The sequence below is a fragment of the Ruegeria sp. AK4 genome (genome assembly GCF_056541025.1).
The window spans coordinates 195,939-216,640 of record NZ_JBQFXS010000005.1 but is presented as its reverse complement, the minus strand read 5'-3'; the positions used below and the strand labels follow the sequence as shown (position 1 = coordinate 216,640).

At 60.8% G+C, this 20,702-nt stretch carries 24 protein-coding genes; 1 reads left to right on the top strand and 23 read right to left on the bottom strand.

Translation table 11 applies throughout. From position 1 onward, the window contains the following. Window positions 1-4 precede the first annotated feature (4 nt). The 23 genes from ACR0EZ_RS11595 to ACR0EZ_RS11485 form a co-directional block, all read right to left on the bottom strand. On the bottom strand, window positions 5-607 hold the full coding sequence (locus ACR0EZ_RS11595) for an NADH-quinone oxidoreductase subunit J (RefSeq protein WP_480613159.1): 603 nt from the start codon (window positions 605-607) through the stop codon (window positions 5-7). Beyond that, complete coding sequence (locus tag ACR0EZ_RS11590) at window positions 604-1,014, bottom strand: carboxymuconolactone decarboxylase family protein (RefSeq protein WP_170545589.1); 411 nt, start codon at window positions 1,012-1,014, stop codon at window positions 604-606. The genes ACR0EZ_RS11595 and ACR0EZ_RS11590 overlap by 4 nt, the downstream gene beginning before the upstream one ends. Next, window positions 1,011-1,505 (bottom strand): NADH-quinone oxidoreductase subunit NuoI, encoded by a 495-nt coding sequence (gene nuoI / locus ACR0EZ_RS11585; RefSeq protein ID WP_480613157.1) that lies wholly within the window; start codon window positions 1,503-1,505, stop codon window positions 1,011-1,013. Before nuoI ends, ACR0EZ_RS11590 begins: the two co-directional genes overlap by 4 nt. 1 nt (window position 1,506) lies before the next feature. Then, the gene (nuoH, locus tag ACR0EZ_RS11580; RefSeq protein WP_480613155.1) at window positions 1,507-2,544 is read right to left on the bottom strand and encodes an NADH-quinone oxidoreductase subunit NuoH; all 1,038 of its coding nucleotides are present in this window, start codon (window positions 2,542-2,544) and stop codon (window positions 1,507-1,509) included. A gap of 45 nt (window positions 2,545-2,589) precedes the next feature. Continuing rightward, entirely contained in the window at window positions 2,590-4,611 is a 2,022-nt protein-coding gene (gene nuoG / locus ACR0EZ_RS11575; protein ID WP_480613153.1) for an NADH-quinone oxidoreductase subunit NuoG, read from the bottom strand. A 3-nt stretch (window positions 4,612-4,614) separates the two neighbouring features. Further along, window positions 4,615-5,019, bottom strand: coding sequence for a DUF5333 domain-containing protein (locus tag ACR0EZ_RS11570; protein ID WP_480613151.1), 405 nt, complete (start codon window positions 5,017-5,019; stop codon window positions 4,615-4,617). 98 nt (window positions 5,020-5,117) lie between these two features. Then, on the bottom strand, window positions 5,118-5,492 hold the full coding sequence (locus ACR0EZ_RS11565) for a hypothetical protein (protein WP_480613149.1): 375 nt from the start codon (window positions 5,490-5,492) through the stop codon (window positions 5,118-5,120). Further along, window positions 5,492-5,908: an MAPEG family protein gene (locus ACR0EZ_RS11560; RefSeq protein WP_480613147.1), complete on the bottom strand. Its 417-nt coding sequence runs from the start codon at window positions 5,906-5,908 to the stop codon at window positions 5,492-5,494. Before ACR0EZ_RS11560 ends, ACR0EZ_RS11565 begins: the two co-directional genes overlap by 1 nt. 5 nt (window positions 5,909-5,913) lie before the next feature. Further along, window positions 5,914-7,212, bottom strand: coding sequence for an NADH-quinone oxidoreductase subunit NuoF (gene nuoF, locus ACR0EZ_RS11555; RefSeq protein WP_480613145.1), 1,299 nt, complete (start codon window positions 7,210-7,212; stop codon window positions 5,914-5,916). Between the two features lie 12 nt (window positions 7,213-7,224). After that, the gene (locus tag ACR0EZ_RS11550; protein ID WP_480613143.1) at window positions 7,225-7,443 is read right to left on the bottom strand and encodes a DUF5337 domain-containing protein; all 219 of its coding nucleotides are present in this window, start codon (window positions 7,441-7,443) and stop codon (window positions 7,225-7,227) included. 30 nt (window positions 7,444-7,473) lie between these two features. Further along, window positions 7,474-8,565, bottom strand: coding sequence for an NADH-quinone oxidoreductase subunit NuoE (gene nuoE, locus ACR0EZ_RS11545; protein WP_480613141.1), 1,092 nt, complete (start codon window positions 8,563-8,565; stop codon window positions 7,474-7,476). Then, entirely contained in the window at window positions 8,565-9,131 is a 567-nt protein-coding gene (locus tag ACR0EZ_RS11540; protein ID WP_480613139.1) for a hypothetical protein, read from the bottom strand. Before ACR0EZ_RS11540 ends, nuoE begins: the two co-directional genes overlap by 1 nt. After that, window positions 9,128-10,351: an NADH-quinone oxidoreductase subunit D gene (locus ACR0EZ_RS11535; protein ID WP_480613137.1), complete on the bottom strand. Its 1,224-nt coding sequence runs from the start codon at window positions 10,349-10,351 to the stop codon at window positions 9,128-9,130. The genes ACR0EZ_RS11540 and ACR0EZ_RS11535 overlap by 4 nt, the downstream gene beginning before the upstream one ends. Window positions 10,352-10,683: 332 nt before the next feature. Continuing rightward, on the bottom strand, window positions 10,684-10,857 hold the full coding sequence (locus tag ACR0EZ_RS11530) for a hypothetical protein (protein WP_170433422.1): 174 nt from the start codon (window positions 10,855-10,857) through the stop codon (window positions 10,684-10,686). After that, a complete protein-coding gene (locus tag ACR0EZ_RS11525; protein WP_480613135.1) occupies window positions 10,857-11,462 on the bottom strand; it encodes an NADH-quinone oxidoreductase subunit C in 606 nt (201 codons plus the stop codon). Before ACR0EZ_RS11525 ends, ACR0EZ_RS11530 begins: the two co-directional genes overlap by 1 nt. A gap of 12 nt (window positions 11,463-11,474) precedes the next feature. Continuing rightward, window positions 11,475-12,008 carry a NuoB/complex I 20 kDa subunit family protein gene (locus tag ACR0EZ_RS11520; RefSeq protein ID WP_010442777.1) on the bottom strand — a complete coding sequence of 178 codons (534 nt, stop codon included), beginning with the start codon at window positions 12,006-12,008 and terminating at the stop codon, window positions 11,475-11,477. Beyond that, window positions 11,999-12,364: an NADH-quinone oxidoreductase subunit A gene (locus ACR0EZ_RS11515; RefSeq protein ID WP_209504455.1), complete on the bottom strand. Its 366-nt coding sequence runs from the start codon at window positions 12,362-12,364 to the stop codon at window positions 11,999-12,001. Before ACR0EZ_RS11515 ends, ACR0EZ_RS11520 begins: the two co-directional genes overlap by 10 nt. Before the next feature lie 188 nt (window positions 12,365-12,552). Further along, a complete protein-coding gene (locus ACR0EZ_RS11510) occupies window positions 12,553-13,341 on the bottom strand; it encodes a crotonase/enoyl-CoA hydratase family protein (protein ID WP_480613133.1) in 789 nt (262 codons plus the stop codon). 1 nt (window position 13,342) lies between these two features. After that, window positions 13,343-14,194 (bottom strand): hydroxymethylglutaryl-CoA lyase, encoded by an 852-nt coding sequence (locus ACR0EZ_RS11505; protein ID WP_480613131.1) that lies wholly within the window; start codon window positions 14,192-14,194, stop codon window positions 13,343-13,345. Window positions 14,195-14,268: 74 nt separating this feature from the next. Next, window positions 14,269-16,200, bottom strand: coding sequence for an acetyl/propionyl/methylcrotonyl-CoA carboxylase subunit alpha (locus tag ACR0EZ_RS11500; RefSeq protein WP_480613129.1), 1,932 nt, complete (start codon window positions 16,198-16,200; stop codon window positions 14,269-14,271). Window positions 16,201-16,279: 79 nt separating this feature from the next. Next, window positions 16,280-17,884, bottom strand: coding sequence for a carboxyl transferase domain-containing protein (locus ACR0EZ_RS11495; RefSeq protein ID WP_480613127.1), 1,605 nt, complete (start codon window positions 17,882-17,884; stop codon window positions 16,280-16,282). A gap of 3 nt (window positions 17,885-17,887) precedes the next feature. Continuing rightward, window positions 17,888-18,421, bottom strand: a complete 534-nt coding sequence (locus ACR0EZ_RS11490) for a lysozyme inhibitor LprI family protein (protein WP_480613125.1) — start codon at window positions 18,419-18,421, stop codon at window positions 17,888-17,890. After that, a complete protein-coding gene (locus ACR0EZ_RS11485; protein WP_480613123.1) occupies window positions 18,418-19,947 on the bottom strand; it encodes an AMP-binding protein in 1,530 nt (509 codons plus the stop codon). Before ACR0EZ_RS11485 ends, ACR0EZ_RS11490 begins: the two co-directional genes overlap by 4 nt. A gap of 137 nt (window positions 19,948-20,084) precedes the next feature. Between ACR0EZ_RS11485 and ACR0EZ_RS11480 the strand changes: the two genes are divergently transcribed. Beyond that, window positions 20,085-20,690: an OmpW/AlkL family protein gene (locus tag ACR0EZ_RS11480; protein WP_480613332.1), complete on the top strand. Its 606-nt coding sequence runs from the start codon at window positions 20,085-20,087 to the stop codon at window positions 20,688-20,690. The last annotated feature ends 12 nt before the right edge of the window (window positions 20,691-20,702 follow it).

Here is a 20,702-nt window from a genome sequence, read left to right as displayed (position 1 = left end):
AACCTCACAACCCCTGCCCCGGTTTTACGTCCTTCAACTCCATCGCCTTGGCCGGGTCGCGCATCATCTGGCCGACAATGTCCTGACGCTTGATGTCCTGACGGTGGCGCAGGGTCAGAACGATAGCGCCGATCATGGCCACCAGCAGGATCAGGCCCGCGAGTTGGAACAGAAGGAAGTATTGATCGTAAAGGATGACGCCCAGCGCCTCAGTGTTGTGGCGGTCTGCCGGGACCGGCTGGGCCAGATTGGCCGCAGCACCCTGCGCGCTGTCCCAGGCGCCGAAGGCCATGACGAACTGCATCAGGATGATCAGACCGATCAGCAGGGCCAGCGGCATATAGCGCGCCATCTCAGCCTTGAGCTCGGCAAAGTCCACGTCCAGCATCATCACCACGAACAGGAACAGAACCGCGACCGCGCCCACATAGACGATGATCAGCAGCATCGCCACGAACTCGGCCCCCAGCAACACGAACAGCCCCGCCGAGGACAGGAAGGACAGGATCAGCCACAGCACCGAGTGCACCGGCTGGCGGCTGATCACCGTGAACAGCCCGCCGGTGATGGCGCTGATGGCAAACAGATAGAAGGCAAAGACGGTCATTGATCCTCATCCTCGTTATCGCCCATGACCTCTTGCGCCAGATCCAGCGCGCGGGTCATGGCCGGGATGCCGGCAAAGACCGACATCTGACCGATCGTTTCCACGATCTCTTGTTTCTTTGCGCCCGCTTCCAGCGCGTGGCGCACGGTCTGGCGCACCGCCGAATCCGCCTGCGCCCCTTGGCAGGTCAGCCCGGCCAGCGTCAGCAGCAGGCGGGTCTTGGCATCCAGCCCGTCCTTGTTGACGGTGTTGCCGAACATCATCTCCATGACCTCTTTCGGCATGGTTGGCCACAGCGCCTCGAACCCCTTGGGCGAGAAGTTCTCCATCGCCGGGTTCATCGCCTTGGCCATGTCCTGAGCCTGCTTCATCATCAGCTCGAACGGATTTGTCGGGCTGTCAGTCATCTGTACGGTGCGTCCATTTCCAGATTGCGAGCAATCTCGGCTTCCCAGCGTTCACCGTTGTCGAGCAGTTTTTCCTTGTCGTAGAACAGCTCTTCCCGGGTTTCGGTCGCGAATTCGAAGTTCGGGCCTTCGACGATGGCATCGACCGGGCAGGCCTCCTGACAGAAGCCACAATAGATGCATTTGGTCATGTCGATGTCGTAGCGCGTGGTGCGGCGGCTGCCGTCTTCACGCGGTTCGGCGTCGATAGTGATGGCTTGGGCCGGGCAAATCGCCTCGCACAGTTTGCAGGCGATGCAGCGTTCCTCGCCATTCGAGTAACGACGCAGAGCGTGTTCACCCCGGAACCGTGGCGACAAAGGGCCCTTTTCGTGCGGATAGTTCACCGTGGCCTTGGGGGCGAAGAAGTACTTCAACCCCAGCTTCATGCCGACCCAGAAGTCCTGCAGAAGGAAGTATTTGGCAGCGCGGGTATAGTCGATTTGGGTCATATCAGCCTCCTACGCTCCAACGGGCGAACGCGCCCCAGAACCAGTCGAATTTCGCCGCGAAGGCCACGAACACCACCCAGGCCAGCGAGAACGGCAGGAAGACTTTCCAGCCCAGCCGCATCAGCTGGTCATAGCGGTAGCGCGGGGTGATTGCCTTGACCATCGCGAAGAGGAAGAAGAAGAACGCCATCTTGGCGACCATCCACAGCACGCCGTCCGGCAGGCCCGGGATCGGCGACAGCCAGCCGCCGAAGAACAGCAGCGAGGTCAGGGCGCACATCAGGAATATGGCGATGTATTCGCCGGCCATGAACAGCAGGAAGGGCGTGGCCGAATATTCGACCTGATAGCCTGCGACCAGTTCCGATTCCGCTTCCGGAAGGTCGAACGGGGGGCGGTTGGTTTCGGCCAGTGCCGAGATGAAGAACAGGAAGACCATCGGGAAATGCGGCAGCCAGTACCAGCTAAAGAACCCGAACGAGCCATCCTGCGCCCGCACGATGTCGCCGAAGTTCATCGATCCCGTCGAGATTATCACGCCGATGATGATCAGGCCGATCGAGACCTCGTAAGAAATCATCTGCGCCGCCGAACGCAAAGAGCCCAGGAAAGGATACTTTGAGTTCGACGCCCAACCGCCCATAATCACGCCATAAACTTCCAGCGAGGATACGGCGAAGACATACAGGATCGCGACGTTGATATCGGACAGAACCCAGCCGTCGTTGAACGGGATCACCGCCCAGGCGATCATCGCCAGAACGAAACTGGTCAGCGGTGCCAGCATAAAGACGGTACGGTCGGCACCCGCAGGGATCACGACCTCTTTGACCACGTATTTCAGCGCATCCGCCACCGATTGCAGCAGGCCGTAAACGCCCACCACGTTGGGACCACGGCGCATCTGGACGGCAGCCCAGATCTTGCGGTCGCCGTAGACAAGGAACAACAGCGAGATCATCACAAACGCAACCACTGCAAGCACTTGCGCCAGGATGATGATGGCGATGCCGCCTGGGGTGTTAAAGAATTCAGCCATTGGTCCTCACACCGTGGGTCGTCTTGGATATGTCTGTGGGGCGGATCATTCTGCGGCGATCCTGTCTGCGTTCAGCGCTTTGGCCTGCGCCGACAGCTCGGCCATCAGTTGCGAGGCGCGGGCAATCGGGTTGGTCAGGTAGAAATCCCTGACCGCATTGCGGAAGGTGGCGTCGCCCAAAGCTCCGGCCTCGAGTGGCTGAACCTCATTCTCGATCACCTCATCGATCCGGGCCAGATGCGGTACCGCCTCGATCAGCGCGGTGCGCAATTGCGCCAGCGAGTCGTAAGGCAGCGTTGCGCCCAGTTCCGCCGACAGGGCGCGCAGGATGGCCCAGTTTTCCTTGGCCTCACCCGGCGCGAAACCGGCGCGCATCGCCAGTTGCGGACGGCCTTCGGTGTTCACGAACAGGCCGTTTTCTTCGGTGTACGCCGCGCCCGGCAGGATCACGTCGGCGCGGTGCGCGCCCCGGTCACCGTGGCTGCCCTGATAGATCACAAACGCGCCTTCGCCGATCTCGACCTCATCCGCGCCGAGGTTGTAGATGACGTCCGCCGCCGAAACCGCGTCCATGCCGCCTTCGTTGGTGGCATCCACATCCATCGCACCGACACGCGCGGCGGCTGTATGCAGGACGATCAGGCCGCTTTCGGTATTGGCGGCAACGGTCTGCGCGGCGGCCAGAACGGCAGCCCCGTCCGCCTCTTGCAAGGCGCCCTGACCGACGATGACCAGCGAGCGTTTGCCCTTGATCTCATCATCGCCGCCCATGTCGACAACCTGTTTCAGCGCCGCGCGGTCATCGCCCACGTGATGATAGGTATAGGTCAGATCGACCGCAGGCCCGACCAGAGCGACCTCGGCCCCATGTATCCACGCCTTGCGGATACGCGCGTTCAGAACCGGCGCTTCGTCGCGCGGGTTGGTGCCGATCAGCAGGATACGCTCGGCGGTTTCGATGTCTTCGATGGCAGCCGTCCCGGCATAAGCCGCCCGGTTGCCCGCAGGCAGCTTGGCCCCATCGGTGCGGCATTCGACGACGCCGCCCTGCCCTTCGATCATCTGCTTCAGCGCAAAGGCAGCCTCGACCGAGGCCAGATCGCCCACGATCCCGGCGGGTTTCTCGGCGCCTTTCAGCGCCTCGGCGGCTTTGCCCAACGCCTCGGGCCAGGTGGCCGGGCGCAGCTTGCCGTTTTCGCGCACATAAGGCCGGTCCAGTCGCTGACGGCGCAGGCCGTCCCACACAAAACGGGTTTTGTCGCTGATCCATTCCTCGTTCACGCCATCATGGTTGCGTGGCAGGAAACGCATCACCTCGCGGCCCTTGGTGTCCACGCGAATGTTCGAGCCCAAGGCATCCATCACGTCGATACTCTCGGTCTTGGTCAGTTCCCACGGGCGCGCGGTAAAAGCATAAGGCTTCGAGGTCAGCGCCCCAACGGGGCACAGATCAATGATATTGCCCTGCAGGTTGGAATTCAGCGTCTCGTTCAGGTACGAAGTGATCTCGGCATCTTCCCCTCGCCCGGTCTGGCCCATCTGTGTGATCCCGGCGACCTCGGTTGTGAACCGCACGCAACGGGTGCAGCTGATGCAGCGGGTCATTGCGGTGCCGACCAGCGGCCCCAGATCAAGATCATCGACCGCCCGCTTGGCTTCCTTGAAGCGCGAGCCAGAGACACCATAGGCCATCGCCTGATCCTGCAGGTCACACTCACCGCCTTGGTCACAGATCGGGCAATCCAGCGGGTGGTTGATCAGCAGAAACTCCATCACCCCTTCGCGGGCTTTCTTGACCATGGGCGAGTTGGTCTTGACCTGCGGAGCCTGCCCTTCCGGGCCGGGGCGCAGATCGCGGACCTGCATCGCACAGGACGCAGCAGGCTTGGGCGGGCCGCCCACAACCTCGACCAGGCACATCCGGCAGTTGCCCGCAATCGACAGACGCTCGTGATAGCAGAAGCGCGGTACCTCGACCCCGGCTTGCTCACAAGCCTGGATCAGGGTCATCGCGCCATCGACTTCGATTTCCTGCCCGTCGATATTGATCTTGCGGAGGTCAGACATCGCCTAGTTCGCCCTCAAATACACGCCAATGGCGCTGTTTCTTTCGATTTCCTTCCGCCCCAGCGTGCAGAAGGTTTCCGGGTTGTCGTAGGACACGCCGTTCTGCGCCAGATACGCCTCACCCTTGGTGCGCATCCGGTCTTTTTCGGCGTCCGACTCGACGTAGTTTCGGATTTCGCTGTCCGAATAACCCAGATTGTTCGCTTTGGACCGCAGACCCCACATCACGCTGATCGCCTTCAACCGACGCCCGCTGATCGACGGGCACACTTCGGAAATCTCATTTGCGATGGCGATGTAGTAGAGTTCGTTGTCGATCTCTTTGACATCCCTCAAGGGGGGCTTGGCCTGCGCGGCGGCAGGCACGGTCATCAACGTGGCCAGAACAAGCGTTTTTGCAACAGACATGACTGTTCCTTTCGTTTTGGATATCCCAAAACAAAGGCCAGACGGTTTGCTATGCGATAGCAACCGCCCGGGAATGTCATGATATGCAACTGCGCGGCTCATGGTCTTTGGCAGGTTCCCGCAAATGTCAGTTTGTTATCGCTGATCTGAAGATTCTGAGGCTCGGTATCCGGCCCGACTTTCCAGGCGATGCGGGACGATCCGAAATTCTGGATGCAGAATTTTGTCCCCTCATAACGGCCAGCCTCGCGCGCGCCATCGAGTGAGGCCGAGACGCCATTGACGACCACGGTAAAGTCGGTCGGTGACGTTTTCTTGTCCACGACCTTGGCCTTGGCCCGAAAGGACTTGCCATCAAACAAAATCCGGTCTTCCGACGGTTTGATCAGGCCGCAGGCGGTCACCAGCGACAAAACCAGAACCGCGGCGACGGGTTTTCTGGCGCGCAGGAGGTATGTTCCGTTTCCAATCATCAAAACGCCGCCACCAACGCCATAAGCCCCATCACAAACATGCAGGCCCAAGCCACCACATAGAGGACCGAGCGCAATCCGCTATGCGGCTTTCCGATCCCACGGATGTGGATCACCAGCATTGCCAAGCGCGCCAGCAACGCGACCGAGGCCAGCAGGTTGACCCAGAACGGGCTCGCCCCCATCACAATCGCCGCCATCACCACCGCCAGATAAGCAGGCAGTGTTTCGGTTCCGTTCAGGTAGGCGCGGTTCAGGCGATAGGCCTGATCGCCATAGTCCTGTTCCGGCGTCGCACCCGGAGCCAACCCTTTGCCCTGCTTCGCCAGTGCCGAAAACGGGGCCAACAGCAGAATAATCAGAGTGAAAATCACAACCGAAGCGATTGCGTGGGAATATTCGATCAGTGCTTCCATAGCTCTTACTCCGCTGCCATTGCGCCTGTTCGGCCCGATTTCTGCGCCTTGATGCGATCTTCGATCTCTTCGCGGAAGTTGCGGATCAGGCCCTGGATCGGCCAGGCCGCCGCATCGCCGAGCGCGCAGATCGTGTGGCCTTCGACCTGTTTGGTCACATCGAACAGCATGTCGATCTCTTCCAACTCGGCCTCGCCCCGCACCAGACGGTCCATCACACGCATCATCCAGCCGGTGCCTTCGCGGCAGGGCGTGCACTGACCGCAGCTTTCGTGCTTGTAGAACTTGGACAAACGCCAGATCGCCTTGATGATATCGGTGGATTTGTCCATCACGATCACCGCCGCCGTCCCAAGACCCGAACCCAGATCGTTGCGCAGGTGGTCGAAATCCATGATCGCGTCGCGCATGTCTTCCCCGCGCACGCACGGCACCGAAGAGCCACCGGGAATCACCGCCAGCAGATTGTCCCAGCCGCCGCGAATACCGCCGCAATGGGTTTCGATCAGTTGCTCGAACGGGATCGACATCGCCTCTTCGACCACACAGGGGTTGTTCACATGGCCGGAAATCGCAAACAGCTTGGTGCCCGCGTTGTTCTGACGGCCAAAGCCTGCGAACCAGTCGGCCCCGCGCCGCAGGATGGTCGGCACAACGGCAATGGATTCCACGTTGTTCACCGTGGTCGGGCAGCCATAGAGACCCGCGCCCGCCGGGAACGGAGGTTTCATACGCGGCATGCCCTTCTTGCCTTCAAGGCTTTCCAGCAGCGCCGTTTCCTCACCGCAGATATAGGCCCCGGCCCCGTGATGCAGGAACAGATCGAAATCCCAGCCCGATCCAGCCGCGTTTTTGCCCAACAGACCGGCGTCATAGGCCTCATCAATCGCGGCCTGCAGCGCTTCACGCTCGCGGATATATTCGCCGCGCAGGTAGATGTAGCAGGTATGTGCATTCATCGCGAAAGACGCGATCAGGCAGCCCTCGATCAGCGTATGCGGATCATGGCGCATGATCTCGCGGTCTTTACAGGTGCCGGGTTCGGATTCATCCGCGTTTACCACCAGATAGGCCGGGCGCCCGTCGCTTTCCTTGGGCATGAAAGACCATTTCAAACCGGTTGGGAAACCCGCACCGCCGCGGCCACGCAGGCCCGAATCCTTCATCGTCTGGATGATCCAGTCGCGCCCCTTTTCGATCAGGCTAGCGGTGCCATCCCAATGCCCCCGAGCCTGCGCGCCTTTCAGCGTCCGCTCGTGCATCCCGTAGATGTTGGTAAAGATCCGGTCCTGATCCTTGAGCATCCCGTGTTACCTTCAGCTATCCTGACGCATGCGCCAGAGTTGAAAAATGTTGACGCCCGCATAAATGAATCCTGCCAAAGCGGCAAAATCAAAAAGCAGAGCATAGCGGCCCGGCAGCCCCAGCTGCGGGCCGATAAAAGACATGGCAAGCCAAAGCAGCATCGTCACGGCGATGACGATGCCGATATGTCGGCCCTTGCGGGCTATGGCCAGTTCCTTGTCCTTGTCCATCTCATCCCGATGCCCCGCTGGGCACCTGTCTTAATCCTCGTAAGTGCCGTCTTCCTTGGCACGTTTTGCAAACTCGGTCTCTTCGCCCGCTGCCAGCTTGGCCGCCTGTTCGATCCAGCCATCGCGTTCGATCCGGCCTTTGAACTTCAGCCGCGCATCGACCCAGGCCACCTGTTCCGGGGTCCATTTCGCGATCTGGTCGAAGTGGTAGAACCCAAGTTCGTTCAGCGTCTGCTCCAGCTTCGGCCCGACGCCTTTCAGCATCTTCAGATCATCCGCCTTGCCGTCCCGCGCCGCAGTCAGCGTTTCGGGTTGCGCTTCCTTCGCCTCAGCCGCCTGCTTGACCGCAGGCTTAGCAGGCGCGGGCGCTTTCGGCGGTTTCGGAGCCGCCTTGGTCGCGGTCGCCTTGCCATCCTTGCCCAGCCACGGGGTCAGGATCGGCACCTCGGTCCCGTCGATGCGCTTGACCGTATCGCCCAGATCGGTCGCCAGTTCGACGCTCGCGTTGTACTTGGGTTTCCCGGCCTCATACTCCGTCAGGCTGCTGAGCCCTTTCAGCGGTTCCGCCGCATAACGCCCGTTCTGCGGACCGGGCACCGGCACCTTTCCGGCCACCAAATCATCGATGATCCTGCCGAGGCTTTCCGCCGTCAAATCCTCATAATAATCCTTGCCGATCTGCGCCATCGGCGCGTTGGTGCAGGAGCCGAGGCATTCGACCTCTTCCCAGCTCAGCTTGCCATCGGCGGACAGTTCATGCGGCTTGGCGGCAATCTTGTCCTTGCAGACCGCGATCAGATCCTCGGCCCCGCAGATCATGCATGAGGTCGTGCCACACACCTGAATATGCGCCGCAGAGCCAACCGGTTGCAGTTGGAACATGAAGTAGAACGACGCCACCTCGAGCACGCGGATATAAGCCATGCCCAGCATGTCGGCGACGGATTCAATCGCCGGACGGCTCAGCCAGCCCTCCTGCTCCTGCGCACGCCACAGCAGAGGGATCACTGCGCTGGCCTGACGGCCTTCGGGGTACTTGGTCATCTGCGCTTCGGCCCATTGCCGGTTGGCAGCGGTGAAGGCGAAGCTTTCGGGTTGTTCGGGGTGAAGACGGCGGAGCATTATGAGAGCACCTTTGTTTTGCCCAACATAACGTCTTTGCAGAGCGTCCGCACACGCAACAATTGCTCGTCGAGCTTAGAGAATTGTCGTGATACTTCATCTCCGCTGGAACGACCCGCAAACATCATTTGAGCCAGTGATTGGATTTCGGCCTCTAAGCCCTCGAGCGCTTTTTCTGTTTGCGTTCCCGAGTAGATTTTTAGTTCCGATAGCGCCTTCATCAATGAGATGTCCTCCGCTGCCGCTGATTTGAAGCCTGCATCAAATGTGTCGCTGAAATGCGACCCTTGGATGTATTGAGTGCGAGGTTTCCCACCATCGTCCGCAGTTGCCGTTGCGGCCTCAGCTTCTCTAACATTAGCAAGAATATCGTAGACAGCCTTCCTCATGGAGAACCGAGAGCTAGCGCGCACCACTTCAGCGCACGCTTCGATCTGTCGGACCTGCAAATTTGCCTCGAACGGTACTGCCAAACTACGCCTAAGCATGAATGTCTGGTATCCGGAAAACAGCAACGCAAATACAGCGCAAACAGATGCGACCCAAGCTGCTACAACGGCGCTCAACGGTCAATCTCCCCAAACACAACGTCCATGGTGCCGATTATGGCGGCGACGTCGGCCAGTTGGTGGCCTCTGGCAACGTGATCCATGGCTTGCAGGTGCAGATACCCGGGTGCGCGCAGTTTGGCGCGGTAGGGTTTGTTGGTGCCGTCGGCGACCAGATAGACGCCGAACTCGCCCTTGGGGGCCTCAACGGCGGCGTAGACCTCGCCTGCGGGAACGTGGAAGCCTTCGGTATACAGCTTGAAGTGATGGATCAGGCTTTCCATCGAGGTCTTCATGTCCGACCGTTTCGGCGGGGTGATCTTGCCGCGCGCCAGCACGTCGCCCGGGCATTCGCGGATTTTGGCGATGGCCTGACGGATGATCAGCAGCGACTGGCGCATCTCTTCCATGCGCACCAGATAGCGGTCGTAGCAGTCGCCGTTCTTGCCGACGGGGATCTGGAATTCGAACTCGTCATAGCATTCATAGGGCTGCGCGCGGCGCAGGTCCCATGCCAGACCCGATCCGCGCACCATCACGCCCGAGAAGCCGTATTTCTGGATGTCATCCTCGGTCACAACGCCAATATCGGCGTTGCGCTGCTTGAAGATGCGGTTCTCGGTCAGCAGCCCGTCAATGTCATCCATGACCGAGGGGAACTCGTGGCTCCACGCCTCGATATCGTCCAGCAGTTCTGGCGGCAGGTCCTGATGCACACCACCGGGGCGGAAATAAGCCGCGTGCAGGCGGGCACCACAGGCACGCTCATAGAACACCATCAGCTTTTCGCGCTCTTCAAACCCCCACAGAGGCGGCGTCAGCGCGCCCACGTCCATCGCCTGTGTGGTCACGTTCAGCAGGTGGTTCAGGATGCGCCCGATCTCGGAATACAGAACCCGGATCAGCGAGCCCCGGCGCGGCACCTCTACCCCGGTCAGCTTTTCGATAGCCAGACACCAGGCATGTTCCTGGTTCATCGGCGCCACGTAATCCAGACGGTCGAAATACGGCAGGTTCTGCAGGTACGTCCGGCTTTCCATCAGCTTTTCGGTACCACGGTGCAGCAGGCCTATATGGGGGTCGCACCGCTCGACAATCTCGCCGTCAAGCTCGAGCACAAGGCGCAAAACCCCGTGCGCCGCAGGGTGTTGCGGGCCGAAGTTGATGTTGAAGTTGCGGATCTTCTGTTCTCCGCTCAGCGCGTCCGTGCTGCCGTCATCATATCTTGAACCGTCCATCATCCGTACTCCCGTCCGAATCTCACATTAGAAACTCGACGTTTTCCCTTCATAAGCCTTTGAATTCCCGCCCCATCAAACTGATCAAAAATCAGTAGACACCTGTAAAGAGAGTTTTTTTTAATTTGCGAGAATGCCAGCAGGGCAACAAGTACCGCCGTCGCAAACTCAAAAATCTCAGTCCAGAATGGGATCACCTAACCCGCCCTCGTCTCTTCTTCGCTTCGGCCCGTACCCGGACCTTTTCCGCCTCAGCCGCCTTGGCTGCGGCCCCTGCCAGCAGGACCCCCAGCGCACCCAGCGCGATCAGTTCCCCCAGCATCGTCACCATCTCAGCGGCGCTCCAGTTCCTGCAATTTCAACCCGACCCACCACAGCAACGCGATTGTGCCGAATGGGATCAGACAGAGAAGGCACCAGTATTTGTTGATTCCGAAAAACGGCAGAATCTTCACCATCGGGATGATGGTCAGTGCCGACAGGATCAACCACCAGATGCCGCCCATTATTCGTTCTCCTGCTTTTCATCCCCGGGCAGGATGTAATTCGCACCTTCCCACGGGGACATGAAGTCGAACTGGCGGTATTCCTGTACCAGCGACACCGGTTCATAGACCACGCGCTTTTGCGCCTCATCATACCGCACCTCGGTATAGCCGGTGGTCGGAAAATCCTTGCGCAGCGGATAGCCGCGGAAGCCATAATCCGTCAGAATGCGCCGCAAGTCCGGGTGGCCCGAGAACAGGATGCCGAACATGTCGAAAACCTCACGCTCGAACCAGTTAGCCGAGGGGTGCACGTCGGTGATCGAGGGCACCATATCCTCTTCCCGGACCGACACCCGCAGGCGGATGCGCTGGTTCTGGTACATCGACAAGAAGTGGTAGACCACATCGAACCGCTTGGCCCGTTCGGGATAGTCAACGCCGGTGATATCCACGAGGGTCGAGAACTTGCAGTTCTGGTCGGATCGCAGGAATTCCACGAATTCCACAAGATTCGACGGGGCCACATCGACGTTCAACTCGCCATGGGTGACATCCCAGGACAGAACACAATCGGCCCGTTTCAATTCAAGCTGCGCGCCGAGTTCGTTGAGTGCTTCGCTCATCTGCCCTCTCCCTCAGCGTACGATTGTGCCGGTGCGGCGGATTTTGCGTTGCAGCTGCATCAGACCGTACAGCAGCGCCTCAGCCGTCGGCGGGCAACCCGGGACGTAGATATCCACTGGAACAACCCGATCACAGCCGCGCACGACTGAATACGAGTAGTGATAGTACCCGCCCCCATTGGCACAGGAGCCCATCGAGATCACATAGCGCGGCTCGGGCATCTGGTCGTAAACCTTGCGCAGCGCCGGGGCCATCTTGTTGGTCAGAGTTCCGGCCACGATCATCACGTCCGACTGACGCGGAGAGGCGCGCGGCGCGATGCCAAACCGTTCCGCATCATAGCGCGGCATCGAGGTATGCATCATCTCAACCGCGCAGCAGGCCAGACCAAAGGTCATCCAGTGCAGCGAGCCGGTGCGTGCCCAGTTGATGATGTCTTCGGTCGAGGTCAGCAGGAACCCTTTGTCCTGCAACTCGGCGTTCAGGGCCTGGGTGGCGACTTCCTTGTCGACGCCGGCGGTGTTGGCACCCGTCATCACTCCCATTCCAGGGCCCCTTTCTTCCATTCATAGGCAAAGCCGATGGTCAGCACCGCCAGGAACACCATCATCGACCAGAAGCCCACATCGCTGATGTCGCGGAAGCCCACGGCCCAGGGGAACAGAAAGGCAATCTCGAGATCGAAAATGATGAAAAGGATCGAGACGAGGTAAAAGCGGACGTCGAATTTCATCCGCGCATCGTCAAATGCATTGAACCCGCATTCATACGCGCTGACCTTTTCGGGGTCGGGATTGCGGACAGCCAGAACGACAGCAGCCAGAATCAGGACGATTCCAAGGCCGACGGCCACGGCCAGAAACACCAGAATCGGGAGGTATTCCCGCAGCAGGTCTTCCACGTAAAGCTCCTTTCCTGCGCCCCCCAATATAAAGGCGCGCGGTCAATTGGCGTGTTGACTGGCCATTCTCTATCCGCGCGGGGTCAGAGGGTCAACCGAACACAAGCGCGCACCGCATCAATCCTGGGCTTGACAGGGTACGGGGGAATCATCTGCGGTCCGCCCGGTTCGGGGTTATCCGGGCAAAGTTAATCTTTGTTGTTCCACCGGGGGTTACGTTTTTCGAAGAACGCGGCAATCCCTTCGCGCGCTTCATCGGTTTCCCAACGTGCAACCAAGGCCTGAATGGACTGGTCGATCACGTCGTCGTCAATCCGGGGGCCCAGGCTTTGCACAAGCGCCTTGGCCGAGGCGACAGCCCCCGGCGCACAGGACAGATAGGGGCGGATTTCGTGTTCCACGGCATCCTGTAGCCCGTCTGCGGGCACCGCCTTGGCCAGCAAACCCAGATCGACGGCTTCCGCCGCATCGAACAGCCGCGCCGACATGAACACGCGGCGGGCCTTGGCCTCACCCATCCTTGCGGTCACATAGGGGCCGATGGTCGCGGGAATCAGACCAAGACGCGTCTCGGTCAGGCCCATTTTCAGCGTCTCCACGCCAATGGCGGTGTCGCAGACCGAGGCCATCCCAACGCCGCCGCCAAACGCGTTCCCCTGCAACGCCCCGATCAGCGGTTTCGGCATCGTGTTCAGCGCCTGAAGCATTTCCGCCAGCTTGCGCGCCTCGGCAAACCGGGTGGCCGAATCTGCCGCCATCTGGTCGCGCATCCAGCCCAGATCGCCGCCAGCACAAAAGGTCTTGCCTGCGCCGGTCAAAACAACGACCCGGACCGCATCGTCCTGCCCCAGCGCGGATGCCACCTGCGTCAGTTCCGAAATCATCAGCGCCGACATCGCATTATGCTTTTCGGCCCGGTTCAGGGTCAGCTTCGCGACACCCCGCGCGTCCGTTGCCACAGTGATCGTCTCAAACATATTAGCCCCTCATGAACCGCGCCATCTGCGCGGCCTCTTCCAGCACTTCGGCGTCCAGACCGGTCTCATACCCCAACCGCTCCAGATGCGCGGCAACCGCTTCGGTGGCCACATTCCCGGCAGCACCGGGCGCAAAGGGGCATCCGCCCAAGCCACCCACGGCGGTATCGAACACCCTCACGCCCAGCGCCAGTGAGGCATCTATGTTGTCAATCGCCCGCCCGTTGGTGTCGTGGAAATGTCCGGCCAGCCGCGTCACCGGCACCCGTTCGCGCACCGCCAGCAGCATATGGGCAATCTTGTCCGGCGTGCCCTGCCCAATCGTATCGCCAAGCGATATCTCATAGCAGCCATGGGCAAACAGAGCATCCGCCACCTCGGCCACCTTTTCGGGCGGGGTCGGACCGTCATAGGGGCAATCGGTCACACATGAGACATAGCCCCGGACCGGCAGATCGATATGCCGCGCCGCCTCAAGGATCGGCACGAACCGTTCGATGGATTCGGCAATCGTCGCGTTGATGTTTGCCTTCGAAAACCCCTCGGAGGCTGAGGCAAACACCGCAATCTCATCCGCCCTCGCCGCCAAGGCGTCCTCATATCCACGCATGTTGGGTGTCAGCGCCGCGTAACGGACGCCCCCGGCCCGTGTGATCCCGGCCAGAACCTCGGCACTGCCCGCCATCTGCGGCACCCATTTGGGCGAGACGAAGCTGGCAACCTCAATCCGGTTGAACCCGGCCCGGCTCAGGCAATCCACCAGCGCCACTTTCTCGGCCACCGGGATCTCGCGCTGTTCGTTCTGCAATCCGTCCCGCGGCCCGACCTCGAAAATCTCGACCCGTTCTTTCATCAGCGCGCCCCTCCCGGCTTCTTCTCGTTTCAAATACGGATATCCCGACTGTGCCACGCAATGCACGGGCCAGGTCAATCCTCTTCCAACCGGACCAGCGCCGCCCCGGCCTCGACCTGCGCACCGTCCTGTGCCAGCACTTCGGCTACTACCCCGTCGCGCGCGGCCAGCAGGGAATGTTCCATCTTCATGGCCTCCAGAATGGCAAGCCGGTCGCCCTCTTTCACGGCCTGCCCCGCGGTGGCAAACACCGCCTTGACCAGACCGGGCATCGGGGCCTCGATCACATTGGTATCCCCCGCCGCGGTGGCATCGCGGTCCAGAGGGTCAACGATCTCGAACTCCTGCCCAAAATCCAGAAACACGGTGATTCTGGAGCCGGAGCGCTCGACATTCGGCATCCACCGACCATCGATGCGCCAAACTCCGTCGCGCCACTCGGCCACGAGCGTCGTTTCACCGATCTGCCAAAGCTGCCGGTTTGGCCCTTCGACCTGCACATCCAGATCGACCACATCTTCGCCATGCACCAACTGCACCGCGCGGTGCAGCGGCGCCCACAGGGTGAACCCGGTCTCGGCGCGCGTGTCCACCAACCCAAGCGCATGCATCGCGGCGGCCACGAAACTGACCGCGGGAACCTCGGCCTCGCGCACAAGCGCGTCGAGGTCGCGGCCGATCAGACCAGTATCCACGTCGCCCGATCCAAAACCCTCATGCCGTGTCAAAGCCCCGAGAAAAGCGAGGTTCGTCACCGTGCCGCCCACTTCGGTTTCCCCGAGTGCCCGATGCAAAGTCTCAAGCGCAACGGCGCGCGTTGGCCCGTGCACGATCACCTTCGCGATCATCGGATCGTACCACGGGCTGATAGTATCCCCCGCCCGCACGCCGCTATCGGCCCGGCATCCTGCCGGAAAGCGCAAATGTGTCAGCAGGCCCGTTGCGGGCAGGAAGCCTTTGGGCACGTCCTCGGCATAAAGCCGTGCCTCGAACGCATGGCCATTAATCGTCAGATCGCCCTGACGTTTCGGCAGACTTTCCCCCGCCGCCACCCGCAACTGCCATTCGACCAGATCGACCCCGGTGATCGCCTCGGTCACGGGATGTTCGACCTGCAGGCGCGTGTTCATCTCCATGAACCAGAAGCGGTCCGGGCGCAGCCCGTCCGAGGCATCGACGATGAATTCGACCGTGCCCGCGCCCATGTAGCCAATCGCCTCAGCCGCCCGCACGCCCGCCTGCCCCATCGCCTCGCGCATCTCGGGTGTCATGCCGGGGGCCGGAGCTTCTTCGATCACCTTCTGATGCCGCCGCTGCAACGAGCAGTCGCGTTCGAACAGATGCACCGCATGGGTGCCATCGCCGAACACCTGAACCTCGATATGGCGCGGCTTGGCCACGAATTTCTCGACCAGCACTGCGTCGTTGCCAAAGGCGGTCCGCGCCTCGCCGCGTGCACTGTCCAGGGCGGTCGCGAAGTCCTCGGACCGTTCGACCAGCCGCATCCCTTTGCCGCCACCACCGGCGACGGCCTTGATCAGAACCGGATAGCCAATGGCATCCGCCGCACCGGACAGATGTTCGGGGTCCTGATTGTCACCGTGATAGCCGGGCACAACGGGCACGCCCGCCTGCTCCATCAGCACCTTGGCCGCGTCTTTCAGACCCATCTTGCGGATCGCGTCCGCCGAGGGGCCGATGAAGGTTAGCCCCGCAGCCTCAACCGCATCCACAAAATCGGGATTTTCCGAGAGAAACCCATAGCCCGGATGGATCGCCTGCGCGCCGGTGTCCAAAGCCGCCCGAATAATCACATCGCCCTTGAGGTAACTCTCAGCCGGGGCCGCGCCACCGATATGCACGGCCTCATCCGCCATCTGCACATGTTTGGCCGAGGCATCCGCATCCGAATACACAGCCACACAGGCCACGCCCATCTTCTGAGCGGTTTCCATGACCCGGCAAGCGATCTCGCCCCGGTTTGCAATCAGGATTTTGTTGAACATTTTACCAGCCCCTTCTTCAAACCAACAGCCAACGCCGGGTTGCCGCCCGAGAATTTTCGGCGAATACTCTTAGCCATCGTCACATCCTGAACACGCCGAAACGCGTCTCTTCAATCGGGGCGTTCAACGCAGCTCTCAACGACAAGGCCAGAACATCGCGGGATTTGCGCGGGTCTATGATGCCGTCGTCCCACAGCCGGGCCGAGGCATAAAGCGGGTGCGATTGTTCCTCGAACATCTGTAGCGTTGGGCGTTTGAACTCTGCTTCTTCCTCGGCGGACCATGTGCCGCCCTGACGCTCAATCCCGTCGCGTTTGACGGTGGCCAACACACCCGCCGCCTGCTCTCCGCCCATCACGGAAATCCGCGAGTTCGGCCAGGTCCACAGGAACCGCGGCTGGTACGCGCGACCGGCCATGCCATAGTTCCCGGCGCCGAAAGACCCTCCGACAAGCATGGTGATCTTGGGCACCGAGGTCGTCGCCACCGCCGTCACCATCTTGGCCCCGTGCCGCGCGATGCCTTCGTTTTCGTATTTGCGACCAACCATGAATCCGGTGATATTCTGCAGGAAAACCAACGGGATGCGACGCTGCGAACACAGCTCGACAAAATGCGCACCCTTTTGCGCGGCCTCGGAAAACAGGACGCCGTTATTGGCGATGATCCCGACCGGGCAGCCTTTGACATGGGCGAAGCCGGTCACCAGTGTTTCACCGAACCGGGGCTTGAACTCATCGAAGCGCGATCCATCGACCAGCCGCGCAATCACCTCGCGGATGTCATAGGGCGTGCGCAGATCGGCAGGGACAACGCCCAGGATTTCTTCGGGGTCATAGGCCGGGTCCTCGGGGCTGGCCCAATCGACCGTTTGCGGTTTGCGCAGGTTCAGCGACCCGACCGCGCGACGCGCCAGGGCCAGCGCATGGGCATCATCCTCGGCCAGATAATCCGCCACACCGGACAGGCGCGTGTGCACGTCACCGCCGCCCAGATCCTCGGCGCTGACAACCTCTCCGGTCGCGGCCTTGACCAAGGGCGGCCCGGCCAGAAAGATCGTCCCTTGTTCCTTAACGATAATCGTCACATCGGACATCGCAGGCACATATGCCCCGCCCGCCGTACAAGACCCCATCACCACCGCGATCTGAGGGATGCCCTTAGCGCTCATCCGCGCCTGATTGAAGAAGATACGGCCAAAGTGGTCGCGATCGGGGAAGACCTCATCCTGATTGGGCAGGTTCGCGCCGCCGCTATCGACCAGATAAATGCAGGGCAGATGGTTTTCCTCGGCAATCTCCTGCGCGCGGAGGTGTTTCTTGACTGTCAGAGGGTAATAGGTGCCGCCTTTCACAGTGGCATCGTTGCACACCACCATGACCTCACGGCCCTGCACCCGACCAATCCCCGCGATGACTCCGGCGCACGGCGCGGCATCGCCATACATCCCATGCGCCGCCGTCGCGCCGATTTCCAAAAACGGAGACCCCGGGTCCAGCAAATTCGCCACCCGACGGCGGGGAAGCATCTTGCCCCGAGATTCATGCCGCGCGCGGGATTTCTCACCACCGCCTATGCGGGCCGCTTCGGCAGCGGCAGAGATTTGCGCCAGCGCGTCCAGATGGGCCGAGCGATTTGCTTTGAAGCCCTCGGAGGCGGGAATGGTTTTGGACGTGAGTTTCATCCCTCAGTACCTTTCCACGTAATAATCAAGAGAATATCCCCTGAGAAACACAGCTCTGTCAGACGTCATTTTCAATTCACAGATGGCGAGGGCAGAGGAGAAGAAACTGTCGCTGGCATATCGGTCAGCTAACGTTCGGCAGTGCGTGTCACGAAAATCCTCCCAAATCTCTTGCGACCGCACAAGGCGCTCCCCGACGTCTGGATTGCTCGTAGATTGTACGGCTTCTTCCAACGCTCTTGCCGCTATGTAATGAAATGCCTCAGTTTCTCTCACCAAACAACGACGCCAAGTGGGGTCGTCTTTGTATTCTGCGGCTTGATAGCAAGCATTTTCCACCAAATTTTCGCAATGACCATAAGACATTGTTGGCGGATTGCTCGGAGCCGGGTCAATGCGGTTCAAACACTTTTCAATGAGTTGAGCATCGTCGACAACTTGCTGACCAACGGGTTCTTCGGCCTTGGATGCCGTCGGCATTGCAAAGGAGAAAAGTAGAAAAATTGCGCAAGTATGATTTTTAATAGATAAATTCACAAAACATGCCTTTCATTTTCGGCTCGCGCCTTCAGTTCCTTCCGAATAACCTTCCCCGTCACCGTCATCGGCAGTTCCTCCAGAAACGCCACCTCACGCGGATAAGAATACTGCGCCAGACGGTCCTTGACCCAATCCTGCAACTCCGCGCCCGTCACCTTGGCCCCCGGCTTCAACACCACATAGGCCTTGACGATCTCGGTCCGCAGCGGATCGGGCTTGCCGACCACGCCCACGGTTGCCACCGCCGGATGGGTCAGCAGGCAATCCTCGATCTCTGCCGGGCCAATGCGGTAACCAGCTGAGGTGATCACATCGTCGTCCCGGCCCACGAAACGCAGATAATCGCCCTCCCACACGCCGCGATCACCGGTGATCAGCCAGTCGCTGCGGAACTTTTCGGCGGTCGCCTCGGGCCGGTTCCAGTATTCCAGCAGCATCGAGGCCGAGCCGCGCCGGATCGCCACGTCGCCCTCTTGATCAGTCGGCTGACCATCCTCATCAATCACCGCAACCTCATGCCCCGGTACCGGTTTGCCGATGCAGCCGGGGCGCACCGGGAAATCCTGCGCGCAGGAGGACACGACCATGTTGCATTCGGTCTGGCCGTAGAACTCGTTGATCGTCAGGCCAAATGCCTGCTGCCCCCAGGCCAGCATCTCGGCCCCCAAAGGCTCACCACCTGACGCGACAGAGCGCAGACCGGGGATCGACTGATCCGCTGCCTTGAGCATTCGCAGCGCCGTCGGTGGAAAGAACACGTTCCGCACCCCGCCCCGCATGATGATATCGACACAGGCTTCGGGCGAGAACTTTTCCAACCGTGCGGCAACAACCGGAATGCCCAGCGCCAAACCCGGCATCAGCACATCGAAAAGGCCTCCGATCCAGGCCCAGTCAGCGGGTGTCCACAGACAATCGTCCGGACGCAGATGGTTGTGGCTGATCGAAACGCCGGGCAGGTGGCCGGTCAGAACCCGATGGCCGTGCAACGCGCCCTTGGGGCTGCCGGTGGTACCCGAGGTGTAGATCAGCACCGCCGGGTCCTCGGGGCCGGTGTCAGCGTAAGGCACGGGGGCACCCTGTTGACCGATCTCATCCGCCATCAGCGGCTCGGCCAGATCGCCCAGCAACGCCGCGCCCTCGGCGTCGGTCAGCACCAGCCCCGCGCCTGCGTCACCGACGCGAGAGGCCAGCGCATCCCGCTTGAACAGCTTGAACAGAGGCACCGATATCGCGCCGATCTTCCAGATCGCCAGATGCGCCGCCGCACACCATGGGGACTGGCTGAGCAGCACGCCGATCCGGTCCCCCGGCTGTGATTTGGCCAACAGCACACGGGCTATCCCGTCCACCATCGGGGTGAGTTCTGCGTAGGTAACGCTGCGCGCCGAATCCCCGGTCAGATCGATCAGCGCCACCTTGTCAGACGCATGATCCAGACATTGCCGCGCCATGTTCAGCCGGTCCGGAATGTCCCAGCCGCCATCAGGGTGCAAACCCGGTATGCGTCCAGCGCCCGACATCACGGATTTCCCTTGTTTTCCAGCATCTTCCCGATGAACGCGCGCCGCGAACACCTGACCTGAATTTGATGCAGATCAGAGTGTACCCGCCCTGCCCCTGCGAAATCAGGAGCATCAACAGAAGCAAAGGCATGAATATGACCAAGCAACTCGCCGCTTTGACCCTGTCCGCCGCATTGGCTGCACTGGCCGCACCCGCACTCGCCCAATCGCAGGGTGATTGGACCGTCGGTGTCGGTGTCGGCTATCTGGACCCGAAATCCGACAACGGAACCCTTGCCGGGCTCGACGCCGACATTGACGCGGACACCCGCCCGATTTTCACCGTCGAATACTTCATCCGCGACAATCTCGGGATCGAACTGCTGGCCTCGACTCCCTACACCCACGACATAAAGCTGGGTGGCAGCGTTGACGCGGGCAGCGTCGATCACCTGCCGCCGACCCTGTCGCTGAACTATCACTTCCCGACAAACAGCGCGTGGAAGCCCTATGTCGGTGCGGGCCTGAACTACACGATCTTCTTTGACGAGAAATCCCCGCTGGGCGATCTGGAACTCGACAAATCCTTCGGCATCGCGCTGCAGGCCGGTCTGGATTACCAGGTCACCGAAAACGGCGCTGTGCGTCTGAACGTCCGCTGGTTCGACATCGACTCGGACGTCAAGCTGAACGGTGCCGACATCGGCACTGCCGAGATCGATCCGTGGCTGGTCGGCGTATCCTACGTCCATCGCTTCTGATCCCTCGTGTGA